Genomic DNA, 12,989 nt, shown 5'->3' with positions numbered 1-12,989 from the left:
GCACCCCGCCCCGCTCGCCCTCTGCCATGTGTGACGACGAGCATACCGACGATGACACGATCCCATGATTCACAGACGTGTACTAGTCACTACTGATGAATCGCGTTGACTTCGTTCACAACGCCTGTTCTCATTGTCCTCGTGAACGAGCGGCCGTCGACAGGTGGCGGTCGCCGTCTCGGGAGGGGACACAGTCATGGGCATGAAGACCAAGATCGCGCTGGGCGCCGTCGTGGGGATCGTCGTCATCGGCGCGGTCTCGGCGAACTCCGGTGACTCGGACGGCGGGTCCGGCGACAACGGCACCTCGGCGTCCGCGCGGCAGCAGTCCGGCGGGGCCAAGTCGGACGGGGGCTCGAAGTCGGACGGCGGTTCCGACGCCAAGCCCGCCGAGGACAAGGGCACCGAGAAGGCCTCCCAGGCCGAGCAGTTCAAGGCGTTCGTGCGGAAGAACGGCACGCCCCAGGAAAAGGACGCCGTCTCGCACGTCACCAAGGTGCAGGGCGCCGACGAGCAGAACGACATCCTCGACGCGGCCGACGTCTACACCGACTTCACCGGCGGCATCATGGGCGAGGGCACCGGCCCCGCCAAGCTCATCGCCTCCGCGTTCGCCGACTGGAAGCAGAGCGACAACGGCCTCGTCACCGTCTATGACGCCGACGGTGAGATCATCGGCAACGGCAACTTCTGACCATTCCGGGGGGAAACCGTCATGCGCCGCACCGCACTCACCGCTCTCTGCCTCGCCGCCGTGGCGACCGCCGCCCTCACCGGCTGCGGGAGCGAGGACAAGGCGAACAGCAGCACCTCGCGCGACTCGGCCGGGAAGAGCAGCTCCTCGCGCGAGCAGGCCGGGAAGAGCAGCACCTCGCCCGGACAGGGCACGGAGAAGGAAGCGAAGAGCTCCCCGAAGCCGAAGCAGGGCCCGTTCGCCGGGCTGACCGGCGGCGAGATCGCCGACAAGGCCTTCAAGGCCACGACCGGGGCGTCGTCCCTGCGGATGACGGGCGACGTCCCCGACGACAGGAGCGGCGGCACCATCCACATCGACATGGCCCTGAACAAGCGGGGCGAGTGCGCCGGCACGATGGGGATGGACGGCAAGGGCGAGGCCGAACTGCTCATGACCGGCGACACCGTCTACATGAAGTACGACGAGAGGTTCCTGCGGGCCCAGAGCGAGGGCCAGCCGAAGGAGAGCGTGGACGCGGCCGTGGCGCTGCTGGCCGGGAAGTGGACCAAGACGTCCGCCAAGGGCTCCGACGCCGAGGACTTCGCGGGCTTCTGCGACCTCGACCAGATCTTCGGCGACGCGGAGGAGGGCGACACGGAGGCGACCCGCGGGAAGACCACGACCCTCGACGGCACGCCCGCGATCACGCTGAACGCGCGGGACGGCGACGACCGCTTCACCCTGTACGTCGCCACCGAGGGCGCGCCGTACCTGCTGCGGTTCGACAGCACGTCCACGACCGAGCCGGGCTCCCTCACCTTCAGCGACTACGAGAAGCCGGTCCCGGTGCGGAAGCCCGCCGGCGAGGTCCTGGACCTCGACGCCCTGGGCTGACCCTCAGCCGCCGCACTGCGCCAGCATCATCCGCCGGTCGGCCGTCGTCACCGGCATCTCGTACTTGAGGGCGACCTGCGCGAACCGGACCGCGTACGCGCACCGGACGCCCTTGGCGGGCGGGAGCCAGGCCGCCGGTCCGGAGTCCCCCTTGGCCGAGTTGGCCCGGCCCTGGACCGGGATCAGGTTGAGGGTGTCGTTGGCCAGCCGCTCCCGCTTCTCCTCCGGCCAGCGCGAGGCGCCCATCTGCCAGCTGTAGGAGAGCGGCACCACGTGGTCTATCTGCACCTCGGCGGCGTCCTGCTTGCGCCACTCGATGGTCGTGCCGGTGTACGGGTCGGCCAGGGTCAGGGCGACCACCACGCAGTCGGAGCCGGACCGGAAGCGCACGTCCTGTCCGTCGCGCTGGAGGAGATCGTTGCGGGTGTCGCACCCGTTCCTCGCCAGCGGGACCCCGTCGGCCGTGTCCATCCAGGCGTAGCCGAACTCGTCGCGGTCGTAGCCCGTCCTCGGCCCGCGCCCCTTGGTCGTCACCTTCGTGATGAGCGCGACGGCCGCGTCCCGGTCCGCGTCGCCGGTCACGGGCGCGAGGCCCGGTCCGGTGCCGTCCGGGTTGTCCAGCGGGCTGACCGCGCGCCCGCCGGTGGAGGCGCTCCCCCCTCCGCCGCCGGCCGGGGAGCCGGCGTCCTGGATTCCGTCGCACCCGGCGAGGAGAGCCACCGCGGCGATCACCGCCGGACCCGTGCGCCGGCTCCGAACGCCCCACCCCCTGTATCGCGTCACCGCGCCCCTCCCTTTGTTCTTCTGAATCCCTGCCCTGACGGCCGGGGATCGATCCGGATCTCACCGTAACGAGTGAGAGGTCCAGACCAATTCGGTGCCCATATGGGCATTCGTCGCAAAGCGCGCGTATCGTCGGTTCTGAGTCACCTCCGGAAGGAGCTCTGCATGGGCATCCTCGACAAGTTCAAGAGCAACAAGGCGGCACGCGAGAAGGCCAAGCAGGCCTCGGACGCCGCGGAACGGAAAATGAACGAGAGGACCGGCGGCAAGTACGAGCAGCAGATCGATACCGGGCAGCAGCAGGCCGAACGCCGGCTCGGCATGGACCGCGACCGTCCCGACCAGCCGTAGGCCTCGCGTCACCCGTTCCGAGCCGTCCACGGCGACCTTCGCCGTGGACGGCTTCTCGTTCCGCGGATCAGGACCCCAGCACCGAGGTCAGGAACTCCCCGACCCAGCCGAGCAGATCCCGTCCGACCACCGGCTTCCCGCCCACCTTCGCGGGCTTGGGACGCGGCACCAGCACCTGGTGCGCGGCCGGCTTGACGACCGAGCCCGGATACAGGCGCTTCAGGCGCAGTTCCTGCGACTCGCGCAACTCCACCGGCGCGAAGCGGATGTTGTTGCCCTGGAGCACGACCTCCCCGACACCGCACGCGCGGGCGAGCATCCGCAGACCCGCCACCAGCAGCAGGTTCTCCACCGGCTCCGGCAGCTTGCCGTAGCGGTCGACGAGCTCCTCCCGTACGGCCTTGATGTCCTCCTCCGAGTTCGCGGAGGCGATCGCCCGGTACGCCTGGAGGCGCAGTCGCTCGCCCGGCGCGTAGTCGTGCGGGACGTGCGCGTCGACGGGCAGCTCGATCTTCACCTCGAGCGGCGGCTCCTCCTCGATCTCACCCGTCTCCAGCTGCCGCCGGTAGTCCGCGACCGCCTCGCCCACCATCCGCACGTACAGATCGAAGCCGACGCCCGCGATGTGGCCCGACTGCTCGCCGCCGAGCAGGTTGCCCGCGCCGCGGATCTCCAGGTCCTTCATCGCCACGTACATGCCCGCGCCCATCTCCGTGTGCTGGGCGATGGTCGCGAGCCGCTCGTGCGCGGTCTCCGTCAGCGGCTTCTCCGGCGGGTACAGGAAGTAGGCGTACCCGCGCTCCCGGCCACGCCCCACCCGGCCGCGCAGCTGGTGCAGCTGGGAGAGGCCGAAATTGTCGCCGCGCTCCACGATCAGGGTGTTGGCGTTGGAGATGTCGATGCCGGACTCGACGATCGTCGTCGACACCAGCACGTCGAACTTCTTCTCCCAGAAGTCGACGACGACCTGCTCCAGCGCCGACTCCGACATCTGGCCGTGGGCGGTGGCGATCCGCGCCTCGGGCACGATCTCGCGCAGCCGGGCCGCCGCGCGGTCGATCGACTCGACCCGGTTGTGGATGTAGAAGACCTGGCCCTCGCGCAGCAGTTCGCGGCGGATGGCGGCGCCGATCTGCTTCTGCTCGTACGGGCCGACGAAGGTGAGCACCGGGTGGCGCTCCTCCGGCGGGGTGGTGATCGTCGACATCTCGCGGATGCCGGTGACCGCCATCTCCAAGGTGCGCGGGATCGGCGTGGCCGACATGGTCAGTACGTCGACGTTGGCGCGCAGCTTCTTCAGCTGCTCCTTGTGCTCGACGCCGAAACGCTGCTCCTCGTCGACGATGACCAGGCCCAGGTCCTTGAACTTGGTCTCCGAGGAGAACAGACGGTGGGTGCCGATGACGACGTCCACCGACCCCTCCCGCAGGCCCTCCAGCGTCCCCTTCGCCTCCGTGTCCGTCTGGAAGCGGGACAGCGCCCGCACCTTCACCGGGAACTGCGCGTACCGCTCGCTGAACGTGCCGAAGTGCTGCTGCACCAGCAGCGTCGTCGGGACGAGCACGGCGACCTGCTTGCCGTCCTGTACGGCCTTGAAGGCGGCCCGTACCGCGATCTCGGTCTTGCCGTAGCCGACGTCGCCGCAGATCAGGCGGTCCATGGGGACCGACTTCTCCATGTCCTCCTTGACCTCGGCGATGGTGGTGAGCTGATCGGGGGTCTCCGCGTACGGGAAGGCGTCCTCCAGCTCGCGCTGCCAGGGCGAGTCGGCCCCGAAGGCGTGCCCGGGGGCTGCCATGCGGGCGCTGTACAGCTTGATCAGGTCGGCGGCGATCTCCTTGACCGCCTTCTTGGCACGCGCCTTGGTCTTGGTCCAGTCGGCGCCGCCGAGCCGGTGCAGGGTGGGGGCCTCGCCGCCGACGTACTTGGTGATCTGCTCCAGCTGGTCGGTGGGGATGTAGAGCCGGTCGCCGGGCTGGCCGCGCTTGGCGGGGGCGTACTCGACGACCAGGTACTCGCGGGTGGCGCCCTGCACGGTGCGCTGCACCATCTCGATGTAGCGGCCCACGCCGTGCTGCTCGTGGACGATGTAGTCGCCCGCCTCCAGGGTGAGCGGGTCGATGGTCTTGCGGCGCCGGGCCGGCATCCGGGCGCCCTCGCGGCCGGACGCCTTCTGACCGGTCAGGTCGGTCTCGGTGAGGACGGCGAGCTTGAGCGCCGGGTCGACCAGGCCGTGGTCGATGCTGCCGCAGGCGACGTGCACGACGGACGGGGTGATCTCGCCGAGATCGGTGTCCAGGCGGGCCGCGATGCCCTCGCCGCCCAGCACCTCGACCGTGCGGGCGGCGGGGCCGTGGCCCTCGGTGACGAACACCGTGCGCCAGCCGTCGGCGAGCCAGCCCTTGGTGTCGGCGAGCGCCCGCGCGGTGTCGCCGCGGTAGGTCTCGGGGGCGTGCATGCCGAGCTTGAGCGTGTCCGCGTCCAGCTCTTCGTCGGCGGCGAACGGCGACACCGACCACCACATCATGTCCAGCTCGCGGGCCCGGTCGCGGACGTCCGCGATGGACCACAGGGAGGCGGCGTCCACGTCGATGGGCGCCTCGCCGCCGCCGGCGGTGGCCGCCCAGGACGCCTGGAGGAACTCCTGGCTGGTCGCCACCAGGTCCGACGCGCGCGTGCGCACCCGCTCCGGGTCGCAGACCACGGCCATGGCGCCCTTGGGCAGCACGTCGAGCAGCAGCTCCATGTCGTCGACGAGGACGGGGGCCAGGGACTCCATGCCCTCGACCGCGATCCCCTCGGCGATCTTGCCGAGCAGTTCGCCCAGCTCCGGGTGCTGCTCGGCCAGGGCCCGCGCACGCTCCCGCACGTCCTCGGTGAGCAGCAGCTCACGGCAGGGCGGGGCCCACAGTCCGTGCTCGGCGACCTCCAGGGAGCGCTGGTCGGCCACCTTGAAGTAGCGGATCTCCTCGACGTCGTCGCCCCAGAACTCGACGCGGAGGGGGTGTTCCTCGGTGGGCGGGAAGACGTCCAGGATGCCGCCCCGTACGGCGAACTCGCCGCGCTTCTCGACGAGCTCCACGCGCGCGTACGCGGCGGCGGCGAGGGCTTCGACGACCTCGTTCAGATCGGCGGTGGAGCCGGTGCGCAGGGACACCGGCTCCAGGTCGCCCAGGCCCTTGACCTGCGGCTGGAGGACCGAGCGCACGGGCGCGACGACGACGGAGACCGGGCCGGTCTCGGGGTCGTCGGCGCGGGGGTGGGCGAGGCGGCGCAGTACGGCCAGGCGGCGGCCGACGGTGTCGCTGCGGGGGCTGAGCCGCTCGTGCGGCAGCGTCTCCCAGGAGGGGTACTCCACGACCCCCTCCGGCGGGAGCAGGGAGCGCAGGGCCGCGGCCAGGTCCTCCGCCTCGCGGCCGGTCGCCGTCACCGCGAGTACGGGGCGGCCGGAGTCGCGGGCCAGCGCGGCGACCGCGAGGGGGCGGGCCGCGGGCGGGCCGACCAGGTCGACGTGCATGCGGTTGCCGTCTGCGGCCGCCGCGATCGCTTCGGCGAGGGCGGTGTCCTTGACTACGGCGTCGAGCAGACCGTGCAGGCTCATTCGGGGCGCTTTCCGTCCGGGGGTGTGCAACACGACGGGCCCGACACGCGCGGCGGGCCGGGGTTCTCCAGCGTACGTCGCTGGAGAACCCCGGTGTCGGGGCTGTGGACAACGACCGTTGCCGGTGAGCCGGTGTGGGTGCTCGACCCGCCAGGGGGCTCCGCCCCCTGGACCCCCCTTCCGCCCTGGCAGGCCTCGTCCTCAAACGCCGGACGGGCTGCATGCACGAACCGGCGCCGGTGGCCCACCCACGTGAGAGCCCAACCCCAGAGGCCCCCGCCCCCGAACCCCCCTTCCGCCCTGGCGGGCCTCCTCCTCAAACGCCGGACCGGCTGGCGGAAACAACCCGGCGCCGGAAAGTCCCCCCAAGGACTCTCCGGCGCCGGTGTTCCCCCGCAACCCCCGTGTGCGGTGGCTAGTCGGTGGCGATGGCGTTCAGGACGTTCATGCGGCCGGCGCGGAACGCCGGGACCAGGGCCGCGAACAGGCCCACGAACGCCGAGCCGAGGAAGACACCGATGATCGTCGGCCACGGGATGTCGAGGACCTTCAGGCCCTCCAGGGCGAGCAGCTGCTGCGCGGTGGCGCCCCAGCCCATGCCCAGGCCCAGGCCCAGCAGGGCACCGAAGAGGGCGATCACGACCGACTCCATGCGGATCATGCGGCGCAGCTGCCGGCGCGAGAGGCCGATGGCCCGCATCAGGCCGATCTCCCGGGTGCGCTCCACGACCGACAGGGCCAGCGTGTTCACCACACCGAGGATCGCGACGACGATCGCCAGGGCCAGCAGGCCGTAGATCATGTTCAGCAGCTGGCCGATCTGGTCCTTCAGCGCCTCCTTGTAGTCGGTCTGGTCGCGCACGGTGTACTGCGGGTAGTCGTGCAGCCCGTCCTTGAGCGCCTTGTACGCGGCGTCCTTCTGCCCGTCCTTCGCCGAGGCGAAGACCAGCTGGTCCAGCGGCATCTTGTCGGCCGGGACGTACTTGGCGAGGGTGTCGATGGACGTGTACATCGCGCCCGCGTCGACCACGCCCTCACTGCTGGTGATGGCCCGGACCGTCAGCGAGCCCGTCGAGCCGTCCTTGAAGGCGACCTCGATCTTCGAGCCGATCGTGACCTCGTGGTCCTTGGCGAAGTCCTCGTGGACGGACATCGAGTCGGGCCGGTAGGCGTCCTTGAGCTCGCCGGCGACGGTCTCGACCCGCAGGTCGGTCGCGTACGTCGGGTCGGCGGCGGTGATCGCGGTCTCGTCGACGGTCCTGCCGTCGGGTGTGGTGAAGTCCGCCTCGGTCCACTTGTACTCGGTGACCCGGTCGATGCCCGGCGCCGACTTCACGGCCTCGACGGCCTGCGGGGTGATCGGCTGACCGCTGTCGTTCTGGATGATGAAGTCCGTACCGACGGCCTTGTCGAGCTCCTCGCCGGCCGAGGCGACCATGGAGGACCCGACCACCGACAGGCACGCCACCAGGGCGAGACCGATCATCAGCGCGGCGCCCGTGGCGCCGGTGCGGCGCGGGTTGCGCAGGGCGTTGCGCTCGGCCATGCGGCCCACCGGCCCGAAGGCCCGCAGCAGGACCGCGCCGAGGACGCGCACCACTCCGCTCGCCAGCACCGGACCGATGACGACGAAGCCGATCAGGGACAGCACCACGCCCAGGCCCAGCCACAGGGACCCGTCGGTGGCCTTGTCGGCGCTGCCCGCCAGGTAGAGGGAGAAGCCGCCGGCGCCGGTGAGGACGAGCCCGAGCCCGGCCCGGATCCAGCCGGCCCTGGCGTCCGCCGGGGTACCGGCGTCGCGCAGCGCGGCCATCGGGGAGATCTTGCCGGCGCGGCGGGCGGGCAGATAGGCGGCGAGCACCGTGACGACCACACCGAGGAGCAGTCCGATCGCGGGGGTCGTCCAGGCCACCGTGAGGTCGTCCGTGGACAGTTCCATGCCCATCATGCCCATGAGCTTCATCAGGCCGACGGCGAGACCGACGCCCGCGCCGACCCCGAGGACCGAGCCGAGGACACCGAGCAGCAGCGCCTCGACCAGCACCGAGCGGTTGACCTGCTTGCGGGACGAGCCGATCGCCCGCATCAGGCCGATCTCCCGGGTGCGCTGGGCGACCAGCATGGAGAAGGTGTTGATGATCAGGAAGATGCCGACGAGGAAGGCGATCCCGGCGAAGCCGAGCATCGCGTACTTCATGACGCTCATGAAGCCCTCGACGTCCTTCTGGTTGGCCTCCGCGGTCTCCTCGGCGGTCTGCACCTTGTACTCGCCGCCCAGCCGGTCCGCGACGTTCTTCTTCAGCTGTACGTCGCTGACGCCGGCCGCGGCGGTCACGTTGACGTTGGTGTAGACGCCGCTCTCGCCGACCAGGGCCCGCTGCGCCGTCCCGGTGTCCAGGAAGAAGATCGCGGCACCGGGGTTGGTGACGGTGAAGTCGGCGATGCCGGAGATCTTCGCGATGTGGGTGCCGAGCGCGCTGATGACGCCGATCTCGTCACCGAGCTTCAGGTCGTGCTTGTCGACGGTGTCGGCGTCGACCATGATCTGGTCCGCGCCCTTGGGCGCCGCACCGGAGGTGATCTTCATGGTGCGGGCGTCGTTGCCGTTCCAGCTGCCGACGATGGTCGGGCCGCCGCTGGTGGGCGAGAGGCTGTCCTTGTCGCCGTCGACGACGGTCACCGAGGTGGAGAACACCGTGCCCTCGGCCGACTTCACGCCGTCCGCCGTGCGCACCTCGTCGAGCACGGAGGCCGGCATCACCGGCGGCTTGCCGTTGCCGGCGGTCGTCTCACCGCTGTCGGAGGAGTCCTTGGTGCTCACCGTGACGTCGGAGGAGGTCGCCGCGAACAGCTTGTCGAACGTCGTGTTCATGGTGTCCGTGAACACCAGCGTCCCGCACACGAAGGCCACCGACAGCAGCACCGCCACCGCGGACAGCGCCATCCGTCCCTTGTGCGCGAAGAAGTTGCGCATGGAGGTCTTGAGCACGGTCATGACGTGCGCCCCCGGGCGTCGAAGTCCTTCATGCGGTCCAGGACCTGATCGGCCGTCGGCTGGTGCATCTCGTCGACGATCCGGCCGTCCGCGAGGTACAGCACCCGGTCCGCGTAGGAGGCGGCGACCGGGTCGTGGGTGACCATCACGATGGTCTGGCCCAGCTCGTCCACCGAGCGGCGCAGGAAGCCGAGGACCTCGGCGCCGGCGCGGGAGTCGAGGTTTCCGGTCGGCTCGTCACCGAAGATGATCTCCGGGCGGGCGGCCAGCGCCCGCGCCACGGCGACCCGCTGCTGCTGACCGCCGGACAGCTGCGTCGGCCGGTGCTTCAGCCGCTCCGCGAGTCCGACGGTCTCCACCACCCGGTCCAGCCACGCCTTGTCGGGCTTGCGGCCGGCGATGTCCATGGGCAGCGTGATGTTCTCGATCGCGTTCAGCGTCGGCAGCAGGTTGAACGCCTGGAAGATGAAGCCGATCCGGTCCCGGCGCAGCCGCGTGAGCTTCTTGTCCTTCAGGCCGGTGATCTCGGTCTCGTCCAGATAGATCTGACCGCTGGTCACGGTGTCGAGCCCGGCGAGGCAGTGCATCAGCGTGGACTTGCCGGACCCCGAGGGGCCCATGATCGCGGTGAACTGGCCGCGTGCGATGTCCACGTCGACATGGTCGAGGGCGACGACACGGGTCTCACCGGACCCGTACGCCTTCACGACCTGCCGCGCCCGCGCGGCAACGGCCGTACGCCCTCCAGTGCCCCCGTGCCTGGGAATGGTCACAGCCGATGTCACGGTATGTCTCCTATGTCGGTCAGCAAGATGAAAGCGGTGCCCCGGCGCCCTCCGTGGGATCCGGCGGCCGCTGGTGCGTTGTGGTGGTGCGACGTGCTTCAGTCTGGCGGGGGACGGGGTTCCTACGCGCTGGTGCTCAGCGCAGTCTCTTCCTGGGGAAAACCCCACCCCCGCCGCTGGGATTCACCGCCCCCCAGCGGCGTAAAGCCAGGTTAAGGACGACCCCCGCCCGGTCTCGTCCTCCGCCGGTACGAACCCTCCCCGACCCGTAGTACGGAGGTACCCCTAGGGGCAGTCCTCCGGCGGGCGGATGCCGTCTCGGGGTCGGCTCATCCCCTCGGCCCGTCCAGGCTCCACCCTCCCGCGACGTCAGGGTCAAGTGCGAAGCTGTGCCACGGCAGACACGTGCAAGGGGCAATCAACTGTGTGGAAGGGGCTCCCGGTGGACGGCACCAGACCGGTGACACGCGACAGCGCACGACCCGCCGCGACCGAGCGGCGCGGAGCCGTGGTCGCCGCGCTCATGCTCGCGATGGCGCTGGCGGCACTCGACTCCACCATCGTCTCCACGGCCGTCCCGCAGATCGTCGGCGACCTGGGCGGCTTCTCCTACTTCTCGTGGCTCTTCTCCGGCTATCTGCTGGCCGTGACGGTCACCCTCCCCGTCTACGGCAAGCTCTCCGACACCTTCGGCCGCAAACCGGTCCTCGTCGCGGGCGCCGCGCTGTTCCTGCTGGGCTCGCTGCTGTGCGCGGCGGCCTGGAACATGGCCGCGCTGATCGCGTTCCGCGTGGTGCAGGGGCTGGGCGGCGGTGCCCTTCAGGGCACGGTGCAGACCCTCGCCGCCGACCTGTACCCGCTGGAGGAGCGCCCCAGGATCCAGGCCCGCCTCTCCACCGTGTGGGCGGTCTCCGCGGTGGCCGGTCCCGGAGTCGGCGGGCTGCTCGCCTCCTACGCGGACTGGCGCTGGATCTTCCTCGTCAACCTGCCCGTCGGGGCGGTGGCGTTGTGGCTGATCGTCCGTCACCTGCACGAGCCCCGGCGGGAGAAGGTCCGCCGCGCGCGGGTGGACTGGGCGGGCGCCTTCGCGATCTTCGCCTGCGGTGGTGTCCTCCTCACCGCGCTCGTGCAGGGCGGTGTCGCCTGGCCGTGGCTGTCCGCCCCGTCGCTGGCCCTGTTCGCCGGGGGCGTCGCGCTGCTGGCGGTCGTGGTCGTGGTGGAGCGCCGCGCGGCGGAGCCGATCATCCCCGGCTGGGTGTGGCGCCGCCGCACGATCGCCGCCGTCAACCTGGCGCTCGGCGCGCTGGGTCTGCTGATGGTGGCCCCGACGGTCTTCCTGCCCACCTACGCCCAGTCCGTTCTCGGCCTCGCCCCGGTGGCCGCCGGATTCGTGCTCTCCGTATGGACGTTGTCGTGGCCGGTGTCGGCCGCCCTGAGCCAGCACGTGTACCGCCGCATCGGCTTCCGCAACACCGCCATGCTCGGCATCGGCTCGGCCGCGCTCGTCCTCTTCGCGTTCCCCTTCCTGCCCTATCCCGGCGAGGCGTGGCAGCCCACCCTGCTGATGCTCCTGCTGGGCGCCGCCCTCGGTCTCTTCCAACTGCCGCTGATCATCGGGGTGCAGTCGTCGGTGACGTGGGAGGAACGCGGCACGGCGACCGGGTCGATCCTCTTCTGCCGGCAGACCGGGCAGACCGTCGGCGCGGCCCTCTTCGGCGCGGTCGCCAACGGCGTCCTGGCCTCACGTCTCGGCGGCGCGAGCGACCTGGACTCCGTCACCCGCGCCCTGGACGCGGGAACCGTGCCCGAGGCGACCCGCCGGGCCATCGCGGAGGCCGTGCACGCGGTCCATCTCGGCGCGGCCTGCGCGGCGGCCCTGGCGTTCCTGGTGCTGCTGGTGCTCGCCCCGCGCAGGTTCCCGGTGCTCAAGGACTGAAGGACCGAAGGGGCGGCACCTCACCCGAACGCCTCCTTCCGGAGCAGCTGAAGAAAGGTCGGCGTGCCCTCGGTCGTCCGTACGTCGACGAACGCACGGACGTGCCCGCCCCCGACCGCCTGTCGCAGCGCCGCGTCGGCCAGGTCGGCCCGTGCCGTGTACCGGCCGGGCAGGCGTGCCGTGCCGACGCGGTAGTCGCTGACGGCCGGCGCGTCGAACAGTCCGCCGGGGCGGATCACCGTCCAGTCGAGGGCGCCGGCGCGGACGATGTCCTCCATGCGCCGCATGTCGTCGTAGACCGTGCGGCCCATGAAGCGGGCGACGGCCGGCTCCAGCACCCGGCGGAACAGGAGCGTCTCGCCGGGGGCCGGGGTGTCGAACAGTATGGTCGAGGTCACGGCGACCAGCCGCCGGACACCGTGCTCGGCCATGGCCCGCGTGATGTGCGTGATGCCGGTCGAGTACAGGCTGACCGGCTCGCGGCCGTAGGGGACGCCGAGCACCGAGACCACCGCCTCCTGCCCCTCCAGCGCCCGCGCGACGGCGCCGGGGTCGTACACGTCCGCCCGCGCGACCCGTACCCGCGGCCCCTGGACCGGGAAGTCCTCCGGATGCCGGGTGACGGCCGTGACGCTGTGCCCCTCCGCGGCCGCCCGGGCGACGACCAGCCGTCCGGTCGGCCCGTTCGCACCGAAGACGACGACGTTCATGGCGGTTTCCTCTCCTCGTCGGACTGTTCCGCCGACAAGAGGCGGGGAGCCGCCGCGCATGTGACACCGGCTTCCAAAAGTCTGAGTTAATGCGGGTAACACCCCAGGTCAGGCCCCGAATCCGCATGGTAAGCGCATACCGACCGCTCAGTTTGGCCAAAACACAGCGCGCCCCCGTACGCGCGAGTAGCGTGCGGTCTCCGCTCCCCCCACCCCCCTCCCTGCCGTCCCCGCACGGACCCGAGCCACGCAAGGAGC

9 protein-coding genes are annotated in these 12,989 nt (G+C 70.9%); 4 read left to right on the top strand and 5 right to left on the bottom strand.

The features are described 5' to 3' along the window. Positions 1 to 196: 196 nt before the first annotated feature. Positions 197 to 694 carry a hypothetical protein gene (locus ACZ470_RS31795; RefSeq protein ID WP_468432819.1) on the top strand — a complete coding sequence of 166 codons (498 nt, stop codon included), beginning with the start codon at positions 197 to 199 and terminating at the stop codon, positions 692 to 694. A gap of 21 nt (positions 695 to 715) precedes the next feature. Then, positions 716 to 1,570, top strand: a complete 855-nt coding sequence (locus ACZ470_RS31790; RefSeq protein WP_468432817.1) for a hypothetical protein — start codon at positions 716 to 718, stop codon at positions 1,568 to 1,570. 3 nt (positions 1,571 to 1,573) lie between these two features. On the opposite strand, the gene ACZ470_RS31785 is transcribed toward ACZ470_RS31790, so the two are convergent. Beyond that, positions 1,574 to 2,353, bottom strand: coding sequence for an HNH endonuclease family protein (locus ACZ470_RS31785; protein ID WP_468432815.1), 780 nt, complete (start codon positions 2,351 to 2,353; stop codon positions 1,574 to 1,576). A gap of 165 nt (positions 2,354 to 2,518) precedes the next feature. Here ACZ470_RS31785 and ACZ470_RS31780 point away from each other — a divergent pair, with 165 nt between their 5' ends. Next, positions 2,519 to 2,704 carry an antitoxin gene (locus ACZ470_RS31780; protein ID WP_468432813.1) on the top strand — a complete coding sequence of 62 codons (186 nt, stop codon included), beginning with the start codon at positions 2,519 to 2,521 and terminating at the stop codon, positions 2,702 to 2,704. Between the two features lie 67 nt (positions 2,705 to 2,771). On the opposite strand, the gene mfd is transcribed toward ACZ470_RS31780, so the two are convergent. From mfd to ACZ470_RS31765, 3 genes are all read right to left on the bottom strand, one after another. After that, positions 2,772 to 6,305: a transcription-repair coupling factor gene (mfd, locus tag ACZ470_RS31775; protein WP_468432811.1), complete on the bottom strand. Its 3,534-nt coding sequence runs from the start codon at positions 6,303 to 6,305 to the stop codon at positions 2,772 to 2,774. 415 nt (positions 6,306 to 6,720) lie between these two features. Continuing rightward, a complete protein-coding gene (locus tag ACZ470_RS31770) occupies positions 6,721 to 9,300 on the bottom strand; it encodes an ABC transporter permease (protein ID WP_468432810.1) in 2,580 nt (859 codons plus the stop codon). Then, complete coding sequence (locus ACZ470_RS31765) at positions 9,297 to 10,085, bottom strand: ABC transporter ATP-binding protein (protein ID WP_468432809.1); 789 nt, start codon at positions 10,083 to 10,085, stop codon at positions 9,297 to 9,299. The genes ACZ470_RS31770 and ACZ470_RS31765 overlap by 4 nt, the downstream gene beginning before the upstream one ends. 442 nt (positions 10,086 to 10,527) lie before the next feature. On the opposite strand from ACZ470_RS31765, the gene ACZ470_RS31760 reads away from it, so the two are divergent. Continuing rightward, positions 10,528 to 12,021 carry an MFS transporter gene (locus tag ACZ470_RS31760; protein WP_468432808.1) on the top strand — a complete coding sequence of 498 codons (1,494 nt, stop codon included), beginning with the start codon at positions 10,528 to 10,530 and terminating at the stop codon, positions 12,019 to 12,021. A 20-nt stretch (positions 12,022 to 12,041) separates the two neighbouring features. Here the strand turns inward: ACZ470_RS31760 and ACZ470_RS31755 are convergent, their stop codons facing one another. Continuing rightward, positions 12,042 to 12,731: an NAD(P)-dependent oxidoreductase gene (locus ACZ470_RS31755; protein WP_468432807.1), complete on the bottom strand. Its 690-nt coding sequence runs from the start codon at positions 12,729 to 12,731 to the stop codon at positions 12,042 to 12,044. Positions 12,732 to 12,989 lie beyond the last annotated feature (258 nt).

This window comes from Streptomyces sp. NPDC031111, assembly GCF_055570675.1.
This window is presented reverse-complemented; position numbering and strand designations above follow the sequence as displayed.